Origin of the sequence: Anaerobacillus sp. MEB173 (assembly GCF_052119505.1) — a bacterium.
Classification (GTDB): domain Bacteria; phylum Bacillota; class Bacilli; order Bacillales; family JBJMAU01; genus JBJMAU01.
The window spans coordinates 244,699-271,092 of record NZ_JBJMAU010000006.1; the positions used below are offsets into that span (position 1 = coordinate 244,699).

Below are 26,394 nucleotides of genomic sequence, written 5' to 3' on the forward strand. Positions count from 1 at the left end.
ATGAATATTGAGGAATATCAAGGAGTATGGGTTTCAATTGAACAGCGTGATGGTGAAATAGCAAATGTTTCACTCGAATTATTAGGGGCAGGACGTGACCTGGCAGACAAACTAGGTGTTGAATTATGCGGTGTCTTACTGGGCGATAATGTAAAACCATTATGTCCGACGCTGTTTGAATATGGTGCGGACAAGGTCTATGTCATTGATGACCCAATATTAAAGAACTATCGTACTGAAACACATATGGTTGCAGTCGGTGACTTAGTTCGTAAATACAAGCCAGAAATTTTCCTTTATGGTGCGACATCGAATGGGAAGGACTTAGCGAGTGCCGTTGCAACAGAAGTAATGACAGGTCTTACAGCTGATACAACAATTCTTGATATTGATGTTGAAAAGCGTTTATTTGAAGCAAGTCGTCCGGCTTTTGGTGGAAACATAATGGCGACAATCCTTTGTAAAAAACACCGTCCGCAAATGGCAACGGTAAGACCGAAAGTGATGAAAGCATTAGAGCCGGAGCGAGGTCGACAAGGAACAATTGTCGAAGAAAAAATTCAGCTCAAAGAAGAAAACCTTCGTACAAAGGTGCTTGAAATCGTCAAAGATGCCGGTAAAAAAGTAAACCTTGAAGATGCCGATATCATCGTTGCTGCTGGTAAAGGTGTTCGTGATGAAAAAGGATTCCAACTTGTTTGTGATTTTGCCAAAGTAATAGGGGCTGAAGTAGGAGCTACCCGTGATGTCATTGAGGCAGGACTTCTAAGTCATGAGTATCAAATTGGACAAACTGGTGAAACTGTTACACCGAAATTATACTTTGCCTTTGGAATTTCAGGTGCGATCCAGCACGTTGTCGGAATGAAGAACTCAGAAACGATTATTGCAGTTAATACAGATCCGAATGCTCAAATTTTTGAAGTAGCGACATATGGAATTGTCGGAGATTTATTTGAAATCTTACCATTACTAATCGAAGAGTTCAAAGTAGCACTAAAAGAAGAGGTGGGTGTTGTTCATGCCTGAGAAATTTGATGTCATCGTAGTCGGAGCTGGTCCAGCAGGTACTGCCTGTGCCTATACTTGTGCAAAAGAAGGTTTAAAGGTTCTTCTTATTGAACGTGGTGAGTATCCTGGTGCAAAGAACGTAATGGGTGGTATTTTATATCGTAAACAATTAGAAGACATTATTCCGGAATTTTGGGAAGAAGCACCACTTGAAAGACCAATTGTTGAACAAAGATATTGGATGATGGATAAAGAATCAATGGTCACGATGGGTTATAAAGGCGGCGAATGGGCTGAAAAGCCATATAATAATTTCTCTGTTCTACGTGCGAAGTTTGACCAATGGTTTGCACAGAAAGCCGTCCAACAAGGAGCAGTCCTAATCAATGAAACGGTAGTTAAGGAATGTATCGTCAAAGACGGTAAAGTAATCGGAGTAAGAACAGATCGCCCTGACGGTGATGTCTATGCTGATGTTGTTGTGCTGGCTGACGGCGTTAATTCACTACTGGGAAAACAATTAGGTTTTCATCGCGAATTAAAACCGCAAGAAGTAGCTTTAGCAGTAATGGAAGTTATGAAGTTGCCTGAAAAAACAATTAACGAACGCTTCGGTCTTGAAGGGAACCAAGGAGTTTCAGTTGAAATCTTTGGAGATTCAACAAATGGCGCGCTAGGAACAGCTTGGCTCTATACGAACAAAGACAGTATCAGCATCGGTGTTGGAATTACATTATCAGGTCTTATTAAAGAAAAGAAAAAGCCGTATGAACAAATTGAATATGTAAAAAATCATCCAATGATTAGACCTTATATTGAAGGTGCTGAATCATTAGAGTATTTGGCGCATTTAATTCCTGAAGGCGGATATAACTCGATTCCTAAACTGGCAGGTCATGGAGTGCTCCTTGTTGGTGACGCAGCCCATCTGGTAAACGGAATTCACCGTGAAGGTTCCAATATGGCAATGGCATCAGGGAAAATGGCTGCAGAAACTGTAATACTTGCAAAGCAGGCAGGTGATTTCTCTGAAAATATGCTAGATTCATATCGAACAAAAATCTATGACAGTTTCATAGGCCAGGATTTAAAGAAATACAAGGATGCAACTCATACATTTGAGGAAAATCCGCAATATTTCAAAGAGTATATTCCGTTAATGAACAAAGCTGCAAGCAAGCTGTTCAGTATTGATGGAACGTCAAAGAAAGAAAAGCAAAAAGAAATTATGAAATCATTTACATCAGGAAGAGGAAAGCTTGGAGTAGTCCAAGATCTATACCGTGCGTGGAAGGTGATGAAATAATATGGCGAAAACACTTGAAGAAAAGCAGTATCTCATTCGTTTCAAAGCAAATCACGAATCACACTTGGAAGTATTAGACTACGACGTCTGCGACACAAAATGTCCTGAAAAACTGTGTACAGTCTTTTGCCCAGCTGAAGTATACAAGTGGGAAGGTGACCGGATGTTTGTCGGCTTTGAAGGCTGTCATGAGTGCGGAAGCTGCCGCATTGGTTGTCCACATCAGAATATAAAATGGGAATATCCAAAAGGTGGACACGGCATCATTTTCCGCCTTGCATAAGAACCATATTATTAATGTTTCCAATGAACAGTCTAATGGAGTGGCAGCTCCGTTAGACTGTTTTTTACGGTTTTCCTCTATATTCCTGATAAAAAGTACATCACTTTTACTAAATTGATATATAGTTAATACTATGTTTATGTTACAAAATAAATTATAGCAAATGGACACAAAAAATTCAAAAATAATGCTCTTCAGAATTTTAAAAAAGTTGACTGCCAATACAATAAGATTATGATATGATTAACAACAAATACATTACATTGATTCACTTTATTGTTGATTTGAAAGGAGATTTTTTTTATGGGTGGAAAGGAAATCGAAATCTTACACCTCTTGGAGGAAAATGCCCGAATTTCGATTGATACGTTAGCAAAAATGGTTGACCTGTCTGTAGAAGAAGCAGAACAAATTATAAAAAACCTCGAGGATAAGAATATTATTCTTAACTATACTGCCGTGATAGATTGGCGTAAAGTAAATGTAACTGAAACAGTGACTGCCATGATCGATGTGAAGGTGACACCAAAACGCGGTGTTGGCTTTGATGATGTTGCTGAGCGTATTTACCGCTTCCCTGAGGTAAAAGCGCTTTATTTAATGTCAGGAGCTTATGACCTTTCCGTTGTAATTGAAGGAAAAACAATGTCAGAAGTAGCAAGTTTTGTTTCTGATAAGCTATCAACAATTGACTCTGTTCTTTCAACAACTACTCACTTCCAATTGAAAAAGTACAAACATGATGGAGTGGTATTTGGGGATAAGGAAGAAGATAATCGGATTGTGGTGTCGCCATGAGCCAAGTAAAATACAACCCAAGATTATCAGACGCAGTTCAAAATATTAAACCATCGGGAATTCGCCGCTTTTTTGATTTAGCATCAACGATGGATAATATTATTTCATTAGGTGTTGGTGAGCCTGATTTTGTAACACCATGGAATGTTCGTGAAGCTAGCATTTCTTCAATGGAACGTGGTTTTACGGCATATACAGCGAATGCAGGTTTAATTGAATTAAGAGAAGAAATTTCAAAGTATTTAGAGTCTCGCTTTGAACTTTCCTATGACCCTAAGGATGAAGTTCTCGTAACGGTAGGAGCAAGTGAGGCGATTGACATTGCACTGCGTTCGATCGTTAATCCTGGTGACGAGGTCATCGTTGTTGAACCGACATTTGTGTCCTATGCACCAATCGTTTCATTAGCTGGTGGTGTACCTGTTTCAATTGGAACGTCAAAAGAAGACGATTTTAAGCTGCGTGCAGAGCAAATTGAAGCAGTTATTTCACCGAAAACAAAAGCAATTATGCTTGCATTCCCGAATAATCCTACAGGCTCAATTATGACGAAAGAAGAGCTGGAGACGATTGCAACTGTCATAGAGAAGTATGATCTAACGGTTTTATCTGATGAAATTTATGCTGAGTTAACTTATGACGAAAAGCATTACAGCATTGCCAATATTCCAAGCATGAAAGACCGTACGATTTTAATCTCTGGCTTTTCTAAAGCATTTGCGATGACTGGCTGGCGCTTAGGGTTTGTAACCGGACCGAAAGATTATGTTGCTGCCATGCTGAAAATTCATCAATATACAATGATGTGTGCGTCGACAATGGCGCAGCACGGAGCTATCGAAGCATTACGTAATGGAATTGATGATATGGAAAAAATGATCCGCAGCTATCGTCAACGAAGAAATTACGTGGTCAAAGCATTTGCCGAAATTGGCCTGCCATGCCATACTCCAGGAGGGGCGTTCTATGCATTTCCATCGATTAAGGAAACAGGTCTTTCGTCAGATGAATTTGCCGAGCGTTTACTAATGGAAGAAAGAGTGGCGGTTGTGCCTGGTAATGTTTTTGGTGACGGAGGAGAAGGGCACATTCGTTGTTCATATGCTACATCGATGGAAAATCTTCAGGAAGCGATCCGACGAATGGGTAATTTTATTACGAATTTGAAATAAAGGGCAAAAAAAAGAGACAAAACCATAAGGGTTTTGCCCAAAAATAAATAGGGGGAATACTAAAATAGTATACACAATTAGTATTACCTAACGAGCATGTTCTATACGTAATAAATGAAAAAAAGTTTAAATTTTTTTAAAGCTATTTGTTAACCAAACTAAAAATAATGTTGACATATGGTCTCCCTCCATTATAATTAAGCATAAGAGGATTATTTATTGTGGAGGGAAAAAGAATGAATCGTTCTAGTCAAAGTATTGTTAATATGATGTATATTGCTATGATGGCAGCAGTCATTGCTGTTCTAGGGTTAATCCCTCCGATTACGTTAGGCTTTACACCAGTACCAATTACAGCTCAAACATTTGGGATTATGCTTGCTGGTGCGGCACTCGGTGCAAGGCGCGGGTCATTGGCTGTTATTTTGTTTTTATTACTTGTTGCATTTGGAGTACCGGCATTATCAGGTGGCCGCGGTGGTTTAGGAGTTTTTGTTACACCATGGGCAGGCTATTTATACAGCTATCCAATCGCAGCCCTATTTATTGGGTATGTCATTGATCGTATGAAGCATTTAAATTTCTCAAAAATGCTTATTGTTAACCTAATTGGTGGAATTGTCATTATCCACGCAGTAGGTGTTGTATGGTTTCAAGTCTTTAATGGCGTTACATTTGGAGCAGCGCTTGTAGCCGCTTCCTTCCCGTTCTTAATCGGTGATACGCTAAAGGCGATTCTGGCAGCAACTGTTGCCTTGGCACTGCGCAAGGCAATGCCGCGACTCAGAACCGATAAACAAAAGGTGCAAAAAAATATTGCATCGTAATATTGAGTATAAAAGTAAAAGCAAAAACGCTTGTTAAAAAGGTTGTCAGTGATGACAGCCTTTTTCTTTTAACGAAGAAAATGATAGAAAAGGAAAGGGAGGATAAAAGTGAATTCGGCAGTTATTATTGAAGCAAAAAGAACAGCGATAGGAAAAGCAGGAGGACAATTCAAGAATTTGCAACCGGAAGCTCTTGCCGCGCCACTCATTGAGGAAATAGTAAAAGATTATCCACAGTTACATGATCAAATTGATCAAGTGATTCTTGGTAATGTTGTTGGACCTGGTGGAAATATCGGCAGATTAACAGCGTTGACAGCAGGTCTGCCACTGCATGTGCCAGGAAGTACAGTCGATTTACAGTGCGGAGCAGGGCTTGAAGCGATTCGAATGGCTGCTAACAGCATTTACTCTGGTGCCGGTGAAGTGTACCTTGCAGGCGGAGTAGAGAGTGCCAGCTTAGCCCCGTGGAAAATCGCCAAGCCACAAAATATGTACGGGCTTGAAGCGCCGAATATTTTTACAAGAGCAAGATTTTCCCCTGATACAATTGGAGACCCCAATATGGGAGTTGCTGCCGAAAATGTTGCCAAGCATTATCATATTTCCCGAGAGGAGCAAGATGAATTTGCGTTTAACAGCCATCAGAAGGCGATAAAAGCCATGGCTGATGGGAGATTTGAACGAGAAATTGTTCCTTTAATAACAAAGGAAAGGAATGTGGAGAAGGTCATTGACCAGGATGAATGTCCACGTGAAAATACAAATTTAGAGAAGTTATCGAAGCTTCCATCTGTGTTTATTGAAGATGGTACGGTGACGGCTGGAAATGCTTGTCCAATGAATGATGGTGCCTCGATGATCCTGATGATGTCTGAAGAAAAAGCAGAGCAATTGTCGTTGAAACCGAAAATGAAATATATTGATGGTGTCGTGACAGGAGTCGATCCGAATCTATTAGGGATTGGTCCGGTTCCAGCTGTAACCAAGTTGTTAGCACGACAGCAGCTTTCAATTCATGATATTGATTACTTTGAAATAAATGAGGCATTTGCATCACAAGTGGTCGCTTCCATTAAGGAACTGCACATTCCATTTGAGAAAGTAAATATATATGGCGGTGCCATAGCTTTAGGTCATCCGTACGGGGCATCAGGTGCCATTCTAGTTACTAGGTTAATGCATGTATTAGAAGACCGGAAAGCAAGATTTGGTGTCGTTTCATTAGGCATCGGTGGTGGACTGGGGATTGCCGCATTATTTGAACGATTGGAATAGAAAGGTTGATGGCAGTGAAAACACTTGTTGAACAACTTTATGATCATAATCGAAAAAAGACCGCACTAATCATTGAAGGGGCTACAATTACTTACGAACAGCTTATTAACGGCATTGAGCAACGAAAGGATCAGCTAAAGAGCGTAGCAAAAGGAAAAATCAAAGGAAAAGTGATAGCTTTACAGCTTGAAAATGGCCTTCCTTTTATCGAATGGTTTTATGCCATAGTAGATCTTGGCGGGATCGCACTTCCTTTTCCGGTTGGGTTTACAGAAGATGAGAGGCTTCGGAATCTAATGAGATTTGAGCCATTATGTTTGATCACAGTAGAAGAGGTTACTAAACTGAATTTTAGTGGTGAATCACGGATTGAAATGCAACATACTAGTGTTAAAGTAGACTACCCGTTTTATATCTCTTTATCATCAGGAAGTACAGGTAAGCCAAAAGGGATTATTCGTACCCAACGCTCATGGCTCGATAGTTTTGTTTGTATGAGCAAGTCATTTCAGCTCTCCAGTAAAGACATTATACTCATTCCCGGACCGTTATGCTATTCAGCTTCTTTAATTTCTTTATTACATATGCTTTCGTTAGGGGGAACAGCTTATGTCTTAAAGAAATTTTCGAAAGATCACGTTCTGCAAGGGTTGGACATGGTCACGACAGCTTTTATGGTTCCTACGATGTACCAAATGATCATTGATCAACTAGATAAAAATGAAGACTGCATTGTTCCTCAGAATCTCCGTTCCATCATTACAGCCGGAGCAAAAATGAATGTCCAACTGAAAGACAAACTTAAACAGTATTTCCCTCAAGTAATTTTGTATGAGTATTTTGGTTCGGCGGAACAGGGCTTTATCTCTTATATAACAAATGAAGAATCAAGTGAGAAACAACAAACCGTTGGGAGATTGTTTCCTTCGACAGAAGTAAAGATTGAGGAAGGTGCAATCTTTGTCCGCAGTCCTTATACAGCACGTTCGTATTGGGGTATGGATGACAGTTGGCAAGGAAATTGGCTGACTGTTGGTGATCAAGGCTATTTTGACAGTGATGGGTATTTACATTATGTAGGTCGAAAAGAACAGATGATAATTAGTGGTGGTATTAATGTGTACCCTCTGGAAATTGAACGTGTACTTGAAGAGATAGAAGGGGTTAGCTGTGCAGCAATTATCGGTCTAGCAGATAAAGTATGGGGTGAGAAAATTGTTGCCGTCATTCAAGGTGACAAAGCATTTGCTGACAAAATCGAAAAAGAATGTCAGCACCGCTTCTCGGCAGCCAAGAGACCAAGGGAGTTCTACTTTATCGATTCGCTCCCAAAACTAGTAAATGGGAAAATCGACCGCAAGAAAATTAAGCAGATGATGGAGGCGGAAATGACATGGAACGGGTCGTACTGATTACAGGTTCTACAAGGGGCATTGGTCTTGCGTTGGCAACGTTTTTTTATCATCAAGGCGATAGCATTATCATTCATGGGCGTACAAGAGAGACCGTTACAAAGGCATTGACACTTTTCGATGATAAAAAGCGTGTAGCCAGTTTTTGTGGTGATATTGGCAAAAGTGGAATAGCGGAAAGGCTTGTAAAAGAAACAGTGGAAAATTTCGGGAAGATTGATATAGTTATAAATAATGCTGGTATTGTTCGAGATCGAATAAGTTATAAAATGACTGACGAAGAATGGACGGAAGTCATTGACAGTCATTTATTCGGTACGTTTTCAACCTGTCGCACTGTCATACCCTATATGAGAGAACAAGGGGGCCAGATTATCAATATGACCTCACTTGCAGGAATCGAAGGGCAAGCGGGTCAAGTAAATTACGCAAGTGCCAAAGCTGGTATAATCGGGTTAACCTATACGCTGGCAGAGGAGCTCGCTCGTTTTCAGATTTCCGTTAATGCGATTTCTCCAACGGCATTAACGGATATGACAAAGCCCTATGTGGAAGCCGCTAATAAGTTAAAAGAAAATGTGGATTACTGGCAAATTGGAGAACCTGAGGATATTTGTCCATTGGTTGATTATTTATGCAGTGAAAAAGGGAAACTAATAACAGGAAGAGTCTTCTCTGTAAATGGAAACAAAATAGGCTGCTATCAAAAGCCCGAACATCGAACGGTGACTTTATCTCAAAATGAGACGATGGAGGAGCAGATTTCAAGAATTGTGAATGGTTGAAAGTTAATAGTTAGTTTAGAGTTTAGAGTTTAGAGTTTAGAGTTGGAAGAGCAATTAAGAATTTAGAATTAAGAATTTAGAATTGGTGTGGGTAGGTTCGAGGGTGTTATTTACAAACAATAATTGAAATGAAGGAGTATTTTAATAATGAGTAATGGGTTTGAGGGGTATCAATTGCCGTCATACATAATGAGTGCATTAAAGGAAATGAAGATTACGGAGCCAACGGATATTCAGAAACAGGCGATACCTGAGATTTTAGATGGACAAGATGTAATTGCCAGATCACAAACAGGATCCGGAAAGACACTTGCGTTTTTAATTCCAATGCTGGCAAAGATTAACGAAGCAGAGCAGCAATTACAAGCAATTGTCCTTTCTCCAACACATGAATTAGCCATGCAAACGTATCGTGTTGTTGAGGAGTTAACTAAAGGCTCGTCAATTAAAGCTGATGCATTTATTGGGAGTGCGAATATTAAGCGACAATTAGACAAATTAAAAAAACAGAAGCCACAGCTGATTGTTGGGACGCCTGGGCGAATCATGGAATTGATTGAGATGAAAAAGTTGAAGGTCCATCAAACGAAAATGGTTGCTGTAGATGAAGCAGATCGGATGCTTGAAGAGAAAAACACGTGGAATGATTTTCAGAACATTGCAAAGCGTGTTGGGCGTGAAGGACAATATCTCTTCTTCTCAGCGACAATACCAAAGGACTTTCATTCTTTAATTGGTGATAATGTGTTAACCCCAGTAACGATTGAAGCAAAAGGGGGATTAATTGAAGCGGAAAAGGTGTCACATCTCTATGTAACCTGCGATGACCGCCAGCGGGTAGATGTAGCAAGAAAGCTTATTCATGGTCTGAACATAAAGCGTGGAATCCTGTTTGTTAACCATTTGGATAAGGTTGCTGAAGTGACTGATAAATTACGCTATAAGGGAATAAAAGCAGATGCCCTTTCAGGAGACCAAGACAAAACCGAGCGTGCCAAGGTGTTAAAAGAATTCAGTTCTGGTCAATTACATGTTATAGTGGCTTCTGATCTTGCGGCGAGAGGATTGGATGTCGAGGACGTCACACACATAATAAATGTTCATCTGCCTGTTGATGCGGATGCGTACTTGCACAGGGCAGGAAGAACAGGACGAATGGGGAAAACGGGGACCGTTGTTTCGCTTACTAGTCCTAAAGAGAAATTTATTATTGAAAAATTTGAGAAAGCACTCAGTATAAAGATTGAAGAGCAATCGTTAGAGTATGGTAATTTAACTAAGCCTGTTGAAAAGAAAAGCTTTCAAAAAAAGGAAACAAGTGGAGCGAAATATAGTAAAAAAAGAAGATGAGCGAGCTCTCATCTTCTTTTTTTAGAATTTAATTAAACGTTTGATTAAATAATGCCCACAACATTTAAAAAGACAATGATGATGGCAACTGGTGCAAGATAGCGAATCAGTAAGAGCCATACAGCAAAGGTACGTCGACCGATTGACGATGCCTGTGTTACTTCTTCAAGTAAAACATTTCGAGGTACTCTCCAACCGACGAAGATTGCGATAAGAAGCGCTCCAAGTGGCAGGAGGATATTACTTACCAGGTAATCCGCCAGATCAAAGAATGCTCGGTCAAAAATAGTAAATTCACTAAGTACTCCAAAGGATAACGCAGAAGGAATTCCTAATAGGAAAATTAAGATTCCAGAACGCCATGCCATTTTACTGCGCTTTGAAGGATCATTTTTAGTTAATGATGCAACAATAATCTCTAATAGTGAAAATGCTGAAGTTAATGTTGCAAATAGTAATAGTGCCAAGAATAACGTGAGAAACAGTGATCCAAACGCCATTTGACTAAAGACTGCCGGTAATACTACAAAGATTAATCCAGGGCCCTCTGCAGGCTCAAAACCAAAAGCAAATACTGCTGGGAAAATAGCCAGTCCTGCTAATAATGAAATAAAGATACTTAAACCAACAATCGAGACTACCGAACGAGGTAAGCTTTCATTTTTAGAAAGGTAGGAGCTATATGTAACCATTATGGATACACCTAGACTTAATGCAAAGAATGATTGGCCCATTGCAAAGAGAATTGTTTCAGATGAAAGCTCTGAAAAATCAGGTTGCAAGAAGAAAAGAACACCTTCTAGGGCTCCATCTAACGTTAGGGAACGAATGACTAAAATAATAAATAAAATGAAAAGTGCAGGCATCATATATTTTGATGATCGTTCAATTCCTTTTTGAATCCCGCCTTGGACAACAAAGACAGTAATAAACATGAAGACAAGATGAGCAAATATTGCAATATAAGGATTTGCAATAATGCTGCCAAAGAGATTCCCGTATTCTTCGTGGCTAAGCCCAGTAAGACTGCCGGTAATACTTCTGAAAAAGTAAATAACAATCCAGCCGCCAACAACACTATAAAAGGATAGTAATAAAAATGAAGTTGCTACACCAATTCGACCAATATTATGCCAGTAGCTACTAGGAGCTAATGCCCGATATGCAGAGATTGCTTCTTTCTGCGTACTGCGACCGATTGTCAGCTCAGCTAAAAGTAAGGGTGCTCCAATTAAAATGGTAAAAAGTAAGAAAATTAAAAAGAAAGCACCACCACCGCTTGTCCCAGCTACGTAAGGAAGCTTCCAAATTGCCCCTAATCCAATAGCTGATCCTGCTGCAGCTAAAATAAACCCAAGTTTTGATGTCCATTGTTCCTGTTTTGCCATAAAAAACCACCTCTAAGTCACTACAAAGTTGTTACAATGAAGTTAGAATGTATGTATTGGTGATAAAGACCAAATAAAAAATGTTCCCTTCCCAAAGGATGAGAACAACCCTTAAGACCTATCCCAATTTTTTATTACTATAATGTTTTAAAGCGATTATGTCAATGGAATTTCAATCCTATTTCAATAAATCCTCATATTTAAATTTATGTAAATAATGGAAGTGATTTGAGGACAATTGTCACTATTTATCATACCCAATTCAAGTTAAATCATGATAATATCAATAATCGTGGATAAAAATGCAACAATTCGAGAAGTTTAAACTATGAGATAACCATACAGTCAGTCGATCATCAATCTGCTAAGTGAGAGGATGCTTTGTTTTATAGGTATTTTTATGCTATACTTAATAAGTTAAAAAATAGTTAGGAGTTGTTTCCATGTCAGAAAATTATCAAGTTGGAAGTATTATCGAAGGTAAAGTTACAGCAATTAAACCATTTGGTGCTTTTGTAGCATTAGATGATAACAAACAAGGATTAGTTCATATTTCACAAGTAGCTCATGGATTTGTAAAAGATATTAATGACCACCTTACTGTTGGTGATTCAGTGAAAGTAAAAATTATGTCTATAGATGAAGAGTCTGGCAAAATTTCACTTTCTATCCGTGAAACTGAGCCTGCTCCTGAGCGCCCGGCACGTCAAGAGCGTCCACAACAAGAGCGCAAGCCGCGTCGTCCACAAGCAGCTAAAGAGCAACAACAAGCTCAAGGACAAGCACCTCAAGGATTTAACACTCTTGAGCAAAAGTTAAAAGACTGGTTAAAACAGTCAAATGAAATTCAAGCTGATCTTAACAAACGTACGAAAAAGTAATTATCAAAGGCACTAATTTCATTTCATTCATAAGGAGAGGGCAGCCTTAAATCACCCCTCTTCTTTTTGTTTGAAAAACTCCATTAGTTCCAGCTTGTATATAGAGAAAAAGGTGACCAGTTCAACTGGTCACCTTTTTTAATGGTGTCTAGCTCCGGCGCCTAGCGCTCTTACGATTAATCGCCGTTCGCTTTTCTAGTTACCTTTGTGGTTCTGGACTTCTTTCAAGTTCTTCACTTGGTTTAAACAAAAGGGAGAGACAATATAAACCAGCTAGGCCGACAATAGCGTATATAAAGCGGGAAATACCAGCTGCTTGTCCTCCGAAAATCGCTGCTACAAGATCCCAACGGAAAAAGCCAATTAGTCCCCAGTTAATTGCACCAATGATAGTAAGTGCTAATGCGGTTCTTTGGATACCACTCATTAAAACTCACCTCCTGTCTATAGGTTGATGAAGAATGAAAAAGTTTATGCAAGATAAGCGATTAGGATCTTACTGGGAATGATATATTTCGTGAGTTTGTTCAGGAAACTTTCACTTTTTTGGTAAATAAGAGATAATAGATATAGGTACAAGATGGAAAAATGGAAAGGGGTTATACTAATGAATAATTTTTCTTTTCGTAATCCGACGAAACTCATTTTTGGAAAAGGCCAATTGGAGACTTTAAATCAAGAACTCCCGAATCACTGTCAGAAAATTTTACTGGTTTATGGTGGTGGGAGTATAAAGAAAAATGGATTGTATGATGAAGTAAAGGAAAAGCTTGATCAAAAAGGAGTTACTGTATTTGAATTAGCTGGTGTTGAGCCAAATCCACGGTTATCTACAGTACATAAGGGTGTTGAGATATGCAAACGTGAGGAGATCGATTTTATCTTGGCGGTTGGTGGCGGAAGTGTGATCGATTGCGTAAAGGCGATTTCTGTTGGTGCTGAATATGACGGTGATGTATGGGAGATTATTACACGAAAAGCCAGTCCGTCAAAAGCAGTGCCCTTTGGAACAGTGTTAACATTAGCGGCAACAGGTTCAGAAATGAATCCAAGTTCTGTTGTCACCAATTGGGAGACAAAGGAAAAAATAGGCTGGTCAAGTCCTATTACTTATCCGCAGTTTTCAATTCTTGATCCTACCTATACCTTTTCGGTTCCGAAAGATCAAACAATCTATGGGATAGTCGATATTATGTCACATATACTTGAACAGTATTTTCATCATATCCCAAATACACCGATTAATGACGGAATGTGTGAATCGCTGTTGCGTACTGTTATTGAAACTGCGCCAAAGCTGATTGATGACCTGGAAAATTATGAATACCGGGAAACAATTTTATTAAGTGGTACAATGGCGTTAATTGGAGTTTTATCTATGGGAAGCCGCGGCGATTGGGCTACTCATAATATTGAACATGCTGTTTCAGCCGTGACGGATATTCCTCACGGTGGAGGATTAGCGATTATCTTCCCAGAGTGGATGAAGCTTGTTGTGGATGAAAAAGTAGAGAGGTTTAAACAATTAGCTGAACGTGTATGGGATGTTGAAACTGCTGGAAAGTCAGACCGAGAGATTGCATTGGAAGGAATTGAAAAACTGCAGCAATTTTGGATCAGTCTTGGTGCTCCGAGCAAGCTGGCTGATTATAAAATTGATCAATCAAAAATAGAGGAAATGACTGAAAAAGCGATGACACGTGGGGAATTTGGCCATTTTAAACGTTTAAATAAAGAAGATGTAACTGCAATTTTAACCAATTCTTTATAAAGGGGAGGACTAATGTCCTTTCTTTTTTTATGCTCATCTTTTGTCCATCATTCACAGGTATTTATGCAATGCGTATACATAGCATATGGGGTGATGGATATGGGCGATAAACTAACATTTGATTTTAGTCATGCCCGCTCTTTTATTAAAGACCATGAATTAGAGCAAATAAAAGAAACGGTAAACTTAGCTCATAGGATGTTACATTATCATGCAGATCAAGAAAATGATTATTTAGGTTGGTTAAACTTGCCTAATGAACTTAACAGAAATGAAATTTTGCAAATAAAAAAGGCTGCACAGAAAATAAGGAAAGAATCTGATGTGCTTATTATAATCGGCATTGGCGGTTCTTACCTCGGTGCACGTGCAACGATTGAAGCGTTAACCTCTTCTTTTTATAACCTTCAAGCAAATGACGTACGTCAAACACCACAAATCTTTTATGCTGGACATCATATTAGTTCAGATTATATGAATGATCTGTTATCCATAGTCGAAGAGAAGGACATTTCTATTAATGTTATTTCAAAGTCAGGAACAACAACAGAACCAGCGATTGCCTTTCGAATTTTTCGTAATTATTTAGAAAAGAAATATGGAAAAAAAGAAGCAAGCAAGCGGATATATGTAACGACTGACCAAAAAAGCGGGGCATTGAAGGCGTTAGCTGATAAGGAAGGATATCAAACATTTGTGATTCCTGACAATATAGGAGGACGTTACTCAGTTTTTACGGCAGTTGGCCTTTTGCCGATTGCTGTAAGTGGAATTGACATAGATGAGCTAATTCGAGGGGCATCAGATGCTTGTCATGAGTATAACAATGCTAATATCCTCCAAAATCAGGCTTATTTATATGCAGCGGTTCGTAACCTACTTTATCATAAGGGGAAAACAATAGAAGTTATCGGAAGTTATGAGCCATGTCTCAACTACTTCTCTGAGTGGTGGAAGCAATTATTTGGCGAAAGTGAAGGAAAAGACGGGAAAGGAATATTTCCAGCTTCATTATCGTTTACAACTGATCTTCATTCCCTCGGTCAATATTTACAGGATGGACGGCGGGATATGTTTGAAACAATTCTCCAGGTTAAGCAGGCTAAAGATAACATCGTGATTGGAAAAGATAACGACGATCTTGATGAGCTTAATTATTTAGCGGGAAAATCACTGCAATTTGTGAACGAAAAAGCATTACAAGGATCAATGCTCGCTCATGCAGATGGTGGTATCCCAAATTTATTGATTACGATACCTGAATTAACACCTTATTACTTTGGATACTTACTCTATTTCTTTAAAAAAGCATGTTCTCTAAGTGGCTGTTTACTAGGTGTCAATCCATTTGATCAACCGGGTGTTGAAGCGTATAAGAAAAATATGTTTGCCCTCCTCGGAAAACCCGGCTATGAGATGGAGAGGGAAATCCTTTTGAAGCGACTACGAAAAAATGAAAGTTAAAAGTTAGAACCAGTTTAGAGTTTAGAGTGTAGAGTTTAGAGTTGTTTTTTGGGTGGATTCAGTGAGGCTTTTGCTGAGTCGGCTCTTTTTGTTTTTAATTTTAAAGGTTTTTCACTCTAAACTCTATACTCTACATTCTAAACTGTCTTTTTGGGTATTCTATTTGGTAAGGATGTGTTATTGAAAGGAGAATATGTAATGATTGAGTTGCCTTCGAAGGTTGAAAACAGACAATTTAAGTTAATTGATTTAGAAAATAAATTGAAGCCGTTAGGGTATGTCATCGGTGGGAATTGGGATTATGATCATGGGTATTTTGATTATCAAATGGAAGAAAAGGACACGTATTTGTTTTTACGACTTCCTTTTAAAGCAGTAGAAGGTGAACTGGATCAAAAAGGGGTTATCGTCGAATTAGGAAGACCGTTTTTGTTAAATCATCAATATAACAATGATCAGCAGACATTTACTACAGACGATGATCCATTAACAAATCAGTTTTCAGCACCGCTTGATCCAGATGATGAATTTCCAAATGAGTGGATCGCTACTGGGAAAAATTTATTAAATGAATTAGAAATAACAATCCTAACATAACGTTCATTGATTACCTTCAAAAGAAGATAAGCCTAGCGTTGAATGACGATAAGCTTATCTTCTTCTTCTAATTGTAGTGATGGTGTTGGATTTAACAGCAACTGCTCACCCCGCTTTATTCCTAGAACGAGCGTTTGGTGGTTTAGATAATGCTGGCAAACCCTCTCAAAACTTTCATGAGTAAGCTCTTCAGGGGAATGAATATAAATCATTTTATTTCCTTCTTGGTGATCCAGCAAATCTGAAAATACAGTTGCCACGCCATTAAATAACGTACTATTTACCATAAGCAGACTTGATATATAAGCGGATTGAAGGATTTCATCAGCACCTGCCCGGCGGCAATTTTTCAACTGTTCAGGTGTTAATAACTCGACAATACTGTATATAAGTGGATTTAGTCCTTTGATTGCAAGCAGGACAATAATCGATTTTGTATCGGCTTCTGTTTCTGATTTGCGTTGGTCAGCAGTGATAAGGACAGTTTTTGCTTGTCTTACATTTGCTCGCTGTAATGTTACATCCTCAGTAGGATTGCCTCGAATAAAATGGACATTTTTAATATCAATCGGTCTTTCCTGAACACTTTCGTCAATGAGGACTATCTGTAAATCAGGGTGTAATTGATGAAGGTGGATTATCGTATTTTTTGCACGCTCATTCCAGCCAACGACAATTGTATGATTTCCTTTTTTAAATGCCAGTTCCCCCTGTTTTAACGAGTTCTTTGTTGTGATTGTTGATGAAGCTAATGTGGTCAGGAAAAAGGTTACAAAACCAATCCCAAAAAGAATAAGAACAACTCCAACAAGGCGACCGAAAAAACTTTGTGGAACAAAATCACCATAACCGACTGTGGTTGCTGTAACAATAGCCCACCAAATCCCGTCAAAGATCGTTGGAAATGTATTTGGTTCTATAAAATGAATGATAACACCAACGGTTAAGGTCATTAATAAAACGATGATCAGAAGTCTAACTACAACAGGAAAACGGGAATAAGTATGAAACACTTCATCGACCTTGACCAAATGATCGCCACCTTTTACTACTCTTTTATCCTCCATTATGACCATAAATCTATGCAATCAATCGTTGTTTCTGATAAGATAATTATAGTATAAGGAAAGAAGAGGGGTTCAGTGTGATTCAAGCATTTGTTCTTGCGGTGACTGTATTCATAGGCTGGACACTGTTAGACTTTGTAAAGAAAAAGAGACTAACAAAAGAAAGCTTAATCGGTTCATTTATCACAGCAATTTTGGCAGGAGTTGTATGGTTTATCATGGAGCTGATTATTAGCTTCTTATAACTTTTTGCACTCTTGAAAAGTAGCAAAATATCATTTATAATCAATCTTGTGTTAAAGAAAAACATTATAGGGCATTAGCTGGAAGAGGAAGTAGCAACGAGCGATGCTTCACTGAAGTACCGTCGAGTTGTTTCGACGCATAAAACAACATTGAATTAGCTAGTAGAGGAAGAAACAGGGACTCATCCTTGAATTAACTTCATTATTACTACGGGGCATTAGCTCAGCTGGGAGAGCGCCACGCTGGCAGCGTGGAGGTCAGCGGTTCGATCCCGCTATGCTCCATCTTACATAAACATTGATATATCAAGGATTTTAAAGGGTAGTCGTTCTGAAATATAGAACGGCTATTTTTGCGTTGTGTGCGAATAGTGTACGAAAAAAATTTTTTGTGTGCAATTTAATGCTTAAAGTAAATAAAATGGTAACTTTATATCAAGAGCAAACAAGAATAGATGGGTTATTGAAGAAACGAAAGCGTTTATGGAATAAATATAAAAGGATCATACATATTAGCAGGACTAATATGTATGATCCTTTTTTTTATTCACGCAAAATAAGTATTAAAAAAAGTGCAAAATAATTCCAAAAGTTACAATATACACTAAGAATATACATACAGGTAGAGGGCTATCCGAACCTTACATAGAGGAGAGCCCCCAAAAAAGTAAGTCGTATAGATTTGAATTTTAGTGAACAAAACAAGTACATTTTATTCGTAGTTATACACTTTATGATGAATTTCAATCATGAAAATTAGAATCTTCGGTATTTCCATTATGTTTTGTTCTTATTTTGAAAATATTTGAGGTTTGTACCAAAACCCAATTATCTGACTTTAGACCAATGTCTCTCTTGTTTAACATCGCTTATGGTATCTTCCCTTCTATTTCTCGTTTTGCTCTAATAAAAGCAATAAATTGTTGTATTTCTTCTTTAGAAAGAGAGGTTCCATCGACAGTAAGGTCCAAATTTGGCAGATCTGTTAATTCTATGATATGAACTGACTTTGTAGTATCCTCTTCAAGTTGAAAATTTGGATGATCAACTCTACCTAAAATGTAATCGGTTGATGTGTCAAATAATTCAGCTATTAATTTAATTGCTTCTAATGAAGGGCGGCGGTACCCCGATTCGTAGCCTGCATAAGTACTTTTGGCAATACCGAGTCGATCAGCCGTATATTGTAACGACCAACCTTTGTCCTTTCTTAATCTAGTTAACCTATTTATAATCATTTTTTACTCTCCTTTATTTCAACTTATTATACCATATATTAAAATAAAATGTACGCGAATTGAATAATTTTTCTTGATTTTCACAAAATTCATGACTATAATACAATTAAATTATTCAAAACGCGTACAAAATACATTTTTTCTGTTTTAAAGCTTATTGTAAATTCATTGACAAAAATTAGAAAAACTTATGGGGGTATTATTTTGAAGAAGCTGATGTTACTTACTACTGGCGGGACAATTGCTTCATTAGAAGGGAAAAATGGACTAGTTCCTGAGATGAACGCTAACGAAATTTTAAGTCACTTACCGGGATTAAATTTACTCTGTCAGATTGATGGCAAGCCTTTAATGAATATCGACAGTACAAATATACAACCAGAGCATTGGGTTGAAATAGCAAACTCTATCCACCAGCATTACCATGACTACGACGGCTTTATTGTCACACATGGGACGGACACAATGGCTTACACTTCAGCTGCGCTCTCCTATATGTTGCAAAATGTAGAAAAACCAATTGTGCTTACAGGATCTCAAATCCCAATTGCTTTTAAGAAAACAGATGCGAAAAGAAATATCTCTGACGCCATTAGATTTGCTTGTGAAGCTATAGGTGGAGTATATGTAGTTTTTGATGGTAGAGTCATACAGGGTACTAGGACCATTAAAGTAAGAACAAAAAGCTATGACTCGTTTGAAAGTATTAATTACCCTTATGTTGCTTCTATACTTGAAGATGCTATTGAATATCATAAACCATCTCATTCATCAAAGAATAAGGAAATACAGTTAGATACTTCACTTTGTACTAATGTTTCTTTGGTTAAGTTACATCCAGGGATCAAGCCGGAATTCTTTGATTTTCTGAAAAAACAATATAAGGGGATTGTAATTGAAAGTTATGGTAGCGGTGGCATTCCATTTCAGGGAAGAAATCTTTTAGAGAAATTGAATGAGTTGACCGAATGTGGAATCTCTGTTGTCATTACTACCCAATGTTTAGAGGAAGGAGAGGATATTGATATATATGAAGTGGGACGAAAACTAAATCAGAGTAGCATCATTCGTTCCAGAGATATGAATACAGAAGCCATTGTTCCTAAATTGATGTGGGTACTAGGCAAGACACAGGATCCACAAAAGGTGAAGGAAATGATGGAAACACCAATTGCAAATGACATTACATTCTTAAAAGGGAGCAGGGGAAATGTTGAGAGAAGAAACGGTATACCGAGTTGAGAAGGATTTCCTCGGTGAGAAAGAAATTCCGGCAGATGTTTATTATGGAATACAAACATTAAGAGCTGTAGATAATTTCCCAATCACCGGTTACAAAATTCATGAAGAAATGATTAAAGCTCTAGCAATCGTAAAAAAAGCAGCAGCACTTGCCAATATGGATATCAAGGGACTGTATAAAGAAATTGGTGAAGCAATCGTTCAATCCGCAGATGAAATTATCGAAGGAAAATGGCACGAGTATTTTATAGTCGATCCGATCCAGGGAGGTGCCGGCACTTCAATGAATATGAATGCAAATGAAGTGATTGCAAACCGTGCGCTTGAACTGCTCGGTTATAATAAAGGGGAATATGGGAAAGTAAGCCCAAACAGTCATGTAAATATGTCGCAATCCACAAACGATGTGTTTCCGACAGCCATCCATATCTCAACTCTTAATATGCTGGAAAAGCTTTTGGATACCATGAATGACATGTTGGATATCTTCAAGAAGAAAGCTCAGCAATTCGATCATATCATAAAAATGGGACGCACCCATCTTCAAGATGCCGTACCAATTCGCCTAGGTCAAGAATTTGAAGCATACAGCCGAGTATTGGAACGTGATATTAAACGGATTGGACAAACACGCCACCATCTTTACGAAGTGAACATGGGAGCAACAGCTGTAGGGACAGGATTAAATGCTGACCCCCGGTATATTAAAAATGTTGTAAAACATCTTGCAGATATAAGCGTATTGCCGCTTGTTGGGACACAGCACCTTGTTGATGCAACACAAAACACGGATGCCTACACAGAAGTGTCAGCTGCATTGAAAGTCTGCATGATGAATATGTCCAAAATAGCGAATGACTTGCGATTGATGGCATCCGGACCGCGTGCGGGATTTGGCGAAATTATCTTACCGTCACGTCAGCCTGGTTCTTCGATTATGCCTGGAAAAGTCAATCCAGTAATGCCGGAGCTCATTAACCAAGTCGCCTTTCAGGTCATTGGAAACGACCATACGATTTGCTTGGCCTCTGAAGCGGGACAACTTGAATTAAACGTAATGGAACCAGTGTTGGTTTTTAACTTGCTTCAATCGATCAGCATCATGAACAATGCGTTCCGAAGCTTTACAGACTTTTGTCTCACTGGTATCGAGGCAAATGAAGACCGGATGAAAGAATATGTTGAAAAAAGTGTGGGAATCATTACAGCTGTAAATCCGCACATAGGGTATGAAGCTGCATCACGAATTGCACGGGAAGCCATATTAAAAGGCAAATCTGTTCGAGAGCTTTGCCTGAAATATAATGTTATGACAGAGGAAGAACTCGATTTGATTTTAAACCCTTACGAAATGACAAATCCAGGTATATCTGGTAGTGCTCTATTCGATCGAGTGCAACACTATTAATCTATAGATCCAATTAAAATGTATATTGAAATTCTATTGGAAAATCATCCCCAGTAAGAGCCATGGCAGGATAGTCAAAGGCATTAATTGTTTTATTTATTTTTATTAGTACTTTTGTTATGAATTTCTTAACTGGCGGATGACTATCAATGAAAGATGATCTATAAAAACAGGGTTTTGAAAGCGGTTTATATTGATAAGGGGGAGTAGGAATGAGGAATGTACGATTACCATCTATGCTAGAAATTATTTTTACATTGGGGTTGTTTTTAGCAATCGTTTTTTCATTTACGACGATGTTTGATTTACCGATACAGCTAGCACTATTTATATCGTGGTTCCTAGTTATTTTACTTGGGTTGCGCTTGGGACACAAGTACGAGCAACTGCAAGAATCTATTAAAAATGGTATTTCGAATGGTCTTGAAGCTATTTTAATTCTCGTAGCAGTCGGTGCCCTTATTGGGACTTGGATAGCAGGAGGAGTCGTGCCAACCCTTATTTATTACGGTTTGGAGTTTATCCATCCAAGCATTTTCTTATTAGCGACTCTCGTCATTTGCTCGATCACATCTTTGGCGACAGGTACGTCGTGGGGAACAGTCGGGACTGCTGGAATCGCGATGATGGCAATTGGAGAAGGGATGGGGATCCCGCTCCCGATAGTAGCCGGTGCTGTTCTTTCGGGTGCATACTTTGGTGATAAGCTTTCCCCGCTATCTGACAGTACCGTACTTGCAGCATCAATGTCGAAAGTAGATGTAATTGCACACGTACGTGCCATGTTATATTTAGACATCCCTGCATACATAATCACTGCTTTTCTTTTTACTATCGTAGGCTTTATTTATGGCGGGAAAAATACAGATTTAGAAAGGGTAGAGTTTCTTAAGAATGCATTACTTGAGAATTTTAATATTCAAATTTGGATGCTCCTCCCTGCGATATTTGTCATTCTAATGCTAGCACTGAAACAACCATCTGTACCGACAATTGCTGCAGGGGCTCTCTTAGGAACCATTTGGGCTACAGCATTCCAAGGAATAGATTTTTCTGTCGCCTTAGGTACGGCTTATAATGGTTTTTCAATAGATACAAGCATTGAATTCTTGGATGTTCTTCTGAACCGTGGGGGGATCCAGGGAATGCTTGGCGCAATCGTCGTTATTATTTTCGGATTAGGATTTGGCGGTTTATTGGAACATTTAGGAGTACTAAAAGTAATAATATCAAAATTCCAGAACCAGCTAACTTCAGCAGGTAATGTGACCCTTTCAACAATAATTGTTGCCTTTTTAGCGAATGTATTTGGTTGTGCTATGTACGTTTCATTAATTTTAACACCAAAGATTATGGAAAAAAGCTATGATAAATTACACATTGATCGCAGAGTTTTATCTCGAAATTCTGAGGTTGGAGGTACGCTAACATCAGGGATGATTCCTTGGTCTGATAACGGGATTTTCATGGCAGCGATTCTAGGCATATCTACCTTTTCCTATGTTCCATTTATGTGGTTAAGTTTTGTTTCCATTATACTTGCGATCATTTATGGTTATACAGGAAAATATATTTGGTACACTAAAAATAAAGTACAGTCAGTGGAGAAGATGGCTAATTAAACTCATGTAATACAATTGATAATTAATTGAATCTCAAGAATCTTATAAATAAGATTTTGAAATAAAATCGCGGCAGTATGCCTAGAAGGGGTAAATAATATCTCAAATGTAAAATTTATCATGTGATGTAATGTAACTCATGAAGAATTATTTAATTATGTTAGCAATACAAAGGCTGATTATGAGTACAATATGGATGTACCTAATCATATTTTCGTTGAACTGCTTACCTTTGGTAGTGGTAACGGTAATTGGTCTTTAACAGTCTTTGATCTTCCGTAATCGAGCGCTATCCTTGAATAAGGGTAGTGCTCTTTCCTTTTAAGAACCATTTTCTTGAATAACACCCAATAAGAAAATTGAATATTTATGTTAAAATAATTAGAGATTGTGAAGGATTGCACTTAAAGTAACGAGCAGAAGAGTTGAAGAAGGGAAATGGAAAACAATAACCAAATATTTAATAAGTTATGTTACCATTTAGTAAAGCTTTTCAGACATTTTGAATAATTTTGGAGGTGTGTTTTTGAGATTTATAACTATAATACTACTGCTTTCTTTATTACTAACGGGCTGCTCATTTGGAGAAGATGAAGCGAAAAGAATAGATACTATCAGTCAATTAAAACCGAAAGAAGAAGGTCAGTATCACATGTTTGTATTTTTTGACTTCCCTGACAACAATGTAGTACCGCCTGAACCAACTGCTCGCGGAAATGTTGATGAGTATTTACAAAGGCAATATGATGTTCATGATACTATGATGGTGACAATGAATCCAGCAATGAAAGTACATCAATTTGGTGTTAGAAATGCTAATGAAAATCCCGAACAAATTGACTTTTTAAACATAGAAGAATTCCCTACTTTTGTTATATTGGACAATACGGGAATTGTATTGCTTTCAACTGACATGGATGAAACTGCTGAATTTTTACAAACACTTCCTGACCTTTAAAGTGATTAAAAAATAAGTTTCCCTTATTGAAGAAACGGATGCATTACTTGAACAACAGGAGCAGTCATAGATGATTGCTCCTGTTCTTTTTACTTCAACTATTAAAGTAGGTAGGTTAATGGGCTAAAATATATGAAACTAAATACAGCTTATGCGCGTCAAATATGGTAATAAAAAATTATTAAATCAGGTGGTGTAATACAGTGTTTAAATATAAAAAATTGTTTATAACCTCTATTTTAATTGTAATTCTTTTAGTATCCGTAGGTTGTTCTAGTAATAGTAAAGAAAGTTCTATTTTTTTTTAAAGAGCAAGAGGTTGAAAAATTTATCCTTATTTCTAAGGTTAAAATTATATTTACGGAAGGGGAAAAAATTGAAAAGCTATTATCTATAATAAATAATTCAAAATTTATAGAAGCTTCTTTAGAGCTAAAGAACTGGGATTACGAAATACAAATTTATTCTACCAATGAAGAGATAATTGAAAATTACTATGTTTGGATAGATAAAGATTACAAAAGAGGAACATTAGTTAAAACCGATGACAAAAATGCGTATAGTATGAGGGAAAAAGATGTAGGAATTTTCTTAGACTTAATAGAAAAATAAAAGGTTAGTATTCCGCTAACGGAGAGCGATAGCTGAATAAAGGTTATCGCCTTTCTTTTGTTGAAGTAACGAAGCAGGCTTGTAAAAATTAAAAGAAGGTGAATGCTTGAAAAAGTTTTTAGTAGTTATTTTATTGGTATTGATAATTGCTTTTGGATTTATTGGAATTAGATTTGGAAGTGCCTTGTTTCAAGAAGAAAATACAACTGAAATAATTGCAACTATCACTAAATTGGAGTTCTCAAATAGTGATTACATACAAATAACCGATACTTCTGATGGAATAAGGTATGTTACAAAGAATAAAAATGGTTCCCAAGAACAAATAATTAAAGAATTTATGGAAAAGAATGATTGGGCGTTTAAAGAACAAATGGGTGCGGGTTATATATTTGAGAAAGATGGAGTGACCGTAGTAGTTGAAACAAGGCTATTTACAAAAAACTATTTCCTTTGGGATGTTCCAAAGGAGGTATTCAGGTAACGGAAGCGATTGTTCCATATGAGCAGTCGCTCTATTTCTAACGGAGCAGGTTAATGAAAATACGAAGAAGAATATATTTATGAAATAAAATACCAAAAACAGACATAAACATGCCAATAAAAGCAGTCTTTTGAGGTGTTGATATGTATAAAATAGCTTTACTAATCTTAATTTTAACTGGGTGTCAATCATATGAAAATATATATCATGAAGATACAAATGTAGAGACGAATAGGCTTGAACTGGAAAATAAGAGCAATAATCTTGATGTTGATGATTATCGTGGATTATCTAAGGTTTTATTAGAGAAGCATGATATTGTTTTAAAGTCTTTCGCCTCTTCTTTTCCTACGATGGAAATTGTTTTTAGAAAGTATGGGGATTTTGAAACAGAGTTAACAGAAGCAGAAGTGGAACAAGTAAAAAAGACAATAAATCATTTTATAGAAAATGATAACTTTAATATAAATCTAAATCAAGAGATGATTACGAAATTCCCAGGTGTAAAGGGAGATATTAAAGAAATCAACAGCGTTAGTAAACAGTTTCTTGTATTAGATGATTATGCATATGAGGGCAGAGGAATATGGATGAGTCTAATGGAGGATACCATTATAAGCTATTCAGACTCATCAACTCAGTTGGGATTTGAGGATATTAAACTGGGACAAAAAGTATCAGTTTGGTATGATGGATTTTTAGAAGTATCAGGTGGAACAGCTTTAAAGGTTATTATTGACCAATAGATTATGAAATCAGTTTTTATTGAACTAACGGATGCAATAGCACAAGAAGGCTGTCGCTTCCGTTGCTATTGAAGCAAAATAATTGAATTCATTATGAGAGGGTTATTAACGTTTTCATTGGTGATTGTAACGAATATATAATAGAGTATCTTGAAAAAGATGAAACAGATAAACTTGAAAAGTTCTTTAATTTTTTTGAGAAAATGGCAATTGAGGGTGATGATTATACTAAGGAACTATTAACGGTCACTATTCTTGAGCGACTAGGTGATGATAAAGAAATCTTAATTACGGCTTATAAATACATGGGTAAAGAAACAAGGAAGGCTTCAGATGAAGTTGAAAAGGGTTGGGGTCGATACTAAACTAAACAGATGCTCTAGTAAAATTACGGGCTGTAATATATGCAGCTCGTTTTTTGTGCTCACAGATTGGAAAATGATGTTAAA

General features: G+C 37.6%; 26 protein-coding genes and 1 tRNA gene. 23 read left to right on the forward strand and 4 right to left on the reverse strand.

Annotated elements, in window-relative coordinates; all coding sequences use genetic code 11:
• The 10 genes from ACJ2A9_RS14615 (at position 1) to ACJ2A9_RS14660 (ending at position 10,222) form a co-directional block, all read left to right on the forward strand.
• Entirely contained in the window at positions 1 to 1,029 is a 1,029-nt protein-coding gene (locus ACJ2A9_RS14615; protein WP_441422405.1) for an electron transfer flavoprotein subunit alpha/FixB family protein, read from the forward strand.
• Entirely contained in the window at positions 1,022 to 2,317 is a 1,296-nt protein-coding gene (locus ACJ2A9_RS14620) for an FAD-dependent oxidoreductase (RefSeq protein WP_441422406.1), read from the forward strand. The genes ACJ2A9_RS14615 and ACJ2A9_RS14620 overlap by 8 nt, the downstream gene beginning before the upstream one ends.
• Before the next feature lies 1 nt (position 2,318).
• Complete coding sequence (locus ACJ2A9_RS14625) at positions 2,319 to 2,600, forward strand: ferredoxin family protein (protein WP_441422407.1); 282 nt, start codon at positions 2,319 to 2,321, stop codon at positions 2,598 to 2,600.
• A gap of 303 nt (positions 2,601 to 2,903) precedes the next feature.
• The gene (locus ACJ2A9_RS14630; protein WP_441422408.1) at positions 2,904 to 3,398 is read left to right on the forward strand and encodes an Lrp/AsnC family transcriptional regulator; all 495 of its coding nucleotides are present in this window, start codon (positions 2,904 to 2,906) and stop codon (positions 3,396 to 3,398) included.
• On the forward strand, positions 3,395 to 4,570 hold the full coding sequence (locus tag ACJ2A9_RS14635; RefSeq protein ID WP_441422409.1) for an aminotransferase: 1,176 nt from the start codon (positions 3,395 to 3,397) through the stop codon (positions 4,568 to 4,570). Before ACJ2A9_RS14630 ends, ACJ2A9_RS14635 begins: the two co-directional genes overlap by 4 nt.
• 236 nt (positions 4,571 to 4,806) lie before the next feature.
• Complete coding sequence (locus ACJ2A9_RS14640) at positions 4,807 to 5,397, forward strand: biotin transporter BioY (protein WP_441422410.1); 591 nt, start codon at positions 4,807 to 4,809, stop codon at positions 5,395 to 5,397.
• Positions 5,398 to 5,505: 108 nt separating this feature from the next.
• Positions 5,506 to 6,675, forward strand: a complete 1,170-nt coding sequence (locus ACJ2A9_RS14645; protein ID WP_441422411.1) for a thiolase family protein — start codon at positions 5,506 to 5,508, stop codon at positions 6,673 to 6,675.
• 8 nt (positions 6,676 to 6,683) lie between these two features.
• A complete protein-coding gene (locus tag ACJ2A9_RS14650; RefSeq protein ID WP_441422412.1) occupies positions 6,684 to 8,087 on the forward strand; it encodes an AMP-binding protein in 1,404 nt (467 codons plus the stop codon).
• A complete protein-coding gene (locus ACJ2A9_RS14655) occupies positions 8,069 to 8,872 on the forward strand; it encodes an SDR family NAD(P)-dependent oxidoreductase (protein WP_441422413.1) in 804 nt (267 codons plus the stop codon). The genes ACJ2A9_RS14650 and ACJ2A9_RS14655 overlap by 19 nt, the downstream gene beginning before the upstream one ends.
• 147 nt (positions 8,873 to 9,019) lie before the next feature.
• On the forward strand, positions 9,020 to 10,222 hold the full coding sequence (locus ACJ2A9_RS14660; RefSeq protein ID WP_441422414.1) for a DEAD/DEAH box helicase: 1,203 nt from the start codon (positions 9,020 to 9,022) through the stop codon (positions 10,220 to 10,222).
• A gap of 44 nt (positions 10,223 to 10,266) precedes the next feature.
• On the opposite strand, the gene ACJ2A9_RS14665 is transcribed toward ACJ2A9_RS14660, so the two are convergent.
• Positions 10,267 to 11,610, reverse strand: coding sequence for a sodium-dependent transporter (locus ACJ2A9_RS14665; protein WP_441422415.1), 1,344 nt, complete (start codon positions 11,608 to 11,610; stop codon positions 10,267 to 10,269).
• A gap of 443 nt (positions 11,611 to 12,053) precedes the next feature.
• On the opposite strand from ACJ2A9_RS14665, the gene yugI reads away from it, so the two are divergent.
• Positions 12,054 to 12,491, forward strand: a complete 438-nt coding sequence (gene yugI, locus ACJ2A9_RS14670; protein WP_441422416.1) for a S1 domain-containing post-transcriptional regulator GSP13 — start codon at positions 12,054 to 12,056, stop codon at positions 12,489 to 12,491.
• A 199-nt stretch (positions 12,492 to 12,690) separates the two neighbouring features.
• Here yugI and ACJ2A9_RS14675 read toward each other — a convergent pair whose 3' ends face one another.
• Positions 12,691 to 12,918, reverse strand: a complete 228-nt coding sequence (locus tag ACJ2A9_RS14675) for a DUF378 domain-containing protein (protein WP_441422417.1) — start codon at positions 12,916 to 12,918, stop codon at positions 12,691 to 12,693.
• A 180-nt stretch (positions 12,919 to 13,098) separates the two neighbouring features.
• On the opposite strand from ACJ2A9_RS14675, the gene ACJ2A9_RS14680 reads away from it, so the two are divergent.
• The 3 genes from ACJ2A9_RS14680 (at position 13,099) to ACJ2A9_RS14690 (ending at position 16,323) form a co-directional block, all read left to right on the forward strand.
• Positions 13,099 to 14,262, forward strand: coding sequence for an iron-containing alcohol dehydrogenase (locus tag ACJ2A9_RS14680; protein ID WP_441422418.1), 1,164 nt, complete (start codon positions 13,099 to 13,101; stop codon positions 14,260 to 14,262).
• Between the two features lie 99 nt (positions 14,263 to 14,361).
• The gene (locus ACJ2A9_RS14685) at positions 14,362 to 15,726 is read left to right on the forward strand and encodes a glucose-6-phosphate isomerase (RefSeq protein ID WP_441422419.1); all 1,365 of its coding nucleotides are present in this window, start codon (positions 14,362 to 14,364) and stop codon (positions 15,724 to 15,726) included.
• Between the two features lie 198 nt (positions 15,727 to 15,924).
• Entirely contained in the window at positions 15,925 to 16,323 is a 399-nt protein-coding gene (locus ACJ2A9_RS14690; protein WP_441422420.1) for a YugN-like family protein, read from the forward strand.
• 32 nt (positions 16,324 to 16,355) lie between these two features.
• Here the strand turns inward: ACJ2A9_RS14690 and ACJ2A9_RS14695 are convergent, their stop codons facing one another.
• Positions 16,356 to 17,354, reverse strand: a complete 999-nt coding sequence (locus ACJ2A9_RS14695; RefSeq protein WP_441422421.1) for a potassium channel family protein — start codon at positions 17,352 to 17,354, stop codon at positions 16,356 to 16,358.
• 113 nt (positions 17,355 to 17,467) lie between these two features.
• Between ACJ2A9_RS14695 and ACJ2A9_RS14700 the strand changes: the two genes are divergently transcribed.
• Positions 17,468 to 17,635: a hypothetical protein gene (locus ACJ2A9_RS14700; RefSeq protein WP_441422422.1), complete on the forward strand. Its 168-nt coding sequence runs from the start codon at positions 17,468 to 17,470 to the stop codon at positions 17,633 to 17,635.
• Positions 17,636 to 17,847: 212 nt separating this feature from the next.
• Positions 17,848 to 17,920, forward strand: a tRNA-Ala gene (locus ACJ2A9_RS14705).
• A gap of 584 nt (positions 17,921 to 18,504) precedes the next feature.
• Here the strand turns inward: ACJ2A9_RS14705 and ACJ2A9_RS14710 are convergent.
• A complete protein-coding gene (locus ACJ2A9_RS14710) occupies positions 18,505 to 18,873 on the reverse strand; it encodes a helix-turn-helix domain-containing protein (protein ID WP_441422423.1) in 369 nt (122 codons plus the stop codon).
• 204 nt (positions 18,874 to 19,077) lie between these two features.
• Here ACJ2A9_RS14710 and ACJ2A9_RS14715 point away from each other — a divergent pair, with 204 nt between their 5' ends.
• The 7 genes from ACJ2A9_RS14715 (at position 19,078) to ACJ2A9_RS14745 (ending at position 26,310) form a co-directional block, all read left to right on the forward strand.
• Positions 19,078 to 20,115 carry an asparaginase gene (locus ACJ2A9_RS14715; RefSeq protein ID WP_441422424.1) on the forward strand — a complete coding sequence of 346 codons (1,038 nt, stop codon included), beginning with the start codon at positions 19,078 to 19,080 and terminating at the stop codon, positions 20,113 to 20,115.
• Positions 20,084 to 21,523, forward strand: coding sequence for an aspartate ammonia-lyase (gene aspA / locus ACJ2A9_RS14720; protein ID WP_441422425.1), 1,440 nt, complete (start codon positions 20,084 to 20,086; stop codon positions 21,521 to 21,523). The genes ACJ2A9_RS14715 and aspA overlap by 32 nt, the downstream gene beginning before the upstream one ends.
• A 212-nt stretch (positions 21,524 to 21,735) precedes the next feature.
• Complete coding sequence (gene nhaC / locus ACJ2A9_RS14725; RefSeq protein ID WP_441422426.1) at positions 21,736 to 23,145, forward strand: Na+/H+ antiporter NhaC; 1,410 nt, start codon at positions 21,736 to 21,738, stop codon at positions 23,143 to 23,145.
• A 526-nt stretch (positions 23,146 to 23,671) separates the two neighbouring features.
• The gene (locus ACJ2A9_RS14730) at positions 23,672 to 24,103 is read left to right on the forward strand and encodes a hypothetical protein (protein ID WP_441422427.1); all 432 of its coding nucleotides are present in this window, start codon (positions 23,672 to 23,674) and stop codon (positions 24,101 to 24,103) included.
• A 718-nt stretch (positions 24,104 to 24,821) separates the two neighbouring features.
• Positions 24,822 to 25,199: a hypothetical protein gene (locus ACJ2A9_RS14735; protein WP_441422428.1), complete on the forward strand. Its 378-nt coding sequence runs from the start codon at positions 24,822 to 24,824 to the stop codon at positions 25,197 to 25,199.
• A gap of 143 nt (positions 25,200 to 25,342) precedes the next feature.
• Positions 25,343 to 25,945, forward strand: coding sequence for a hypothetical protein (locus tag ACJ2A9_RS14740; protein WP_441422429.1), 603 nt, complete (start codon positions 25,343 to 25,345; stop codon positions 25,943 to 25,945).
• Between the two features lie 116 nt (positions 25,946 to 26,061).
• A complete protein-coding gene (locus ACJ2A9_RS14745; protein WP_441422440.1) occupies positions 26,062 to 26,310 on the forward strand; it encodes a DUF7674 family protein in 249 nt (82 codons plus the stop codon).
• Positions 26,311 to 26,394 lie beyond the last annotated feature (84 nt).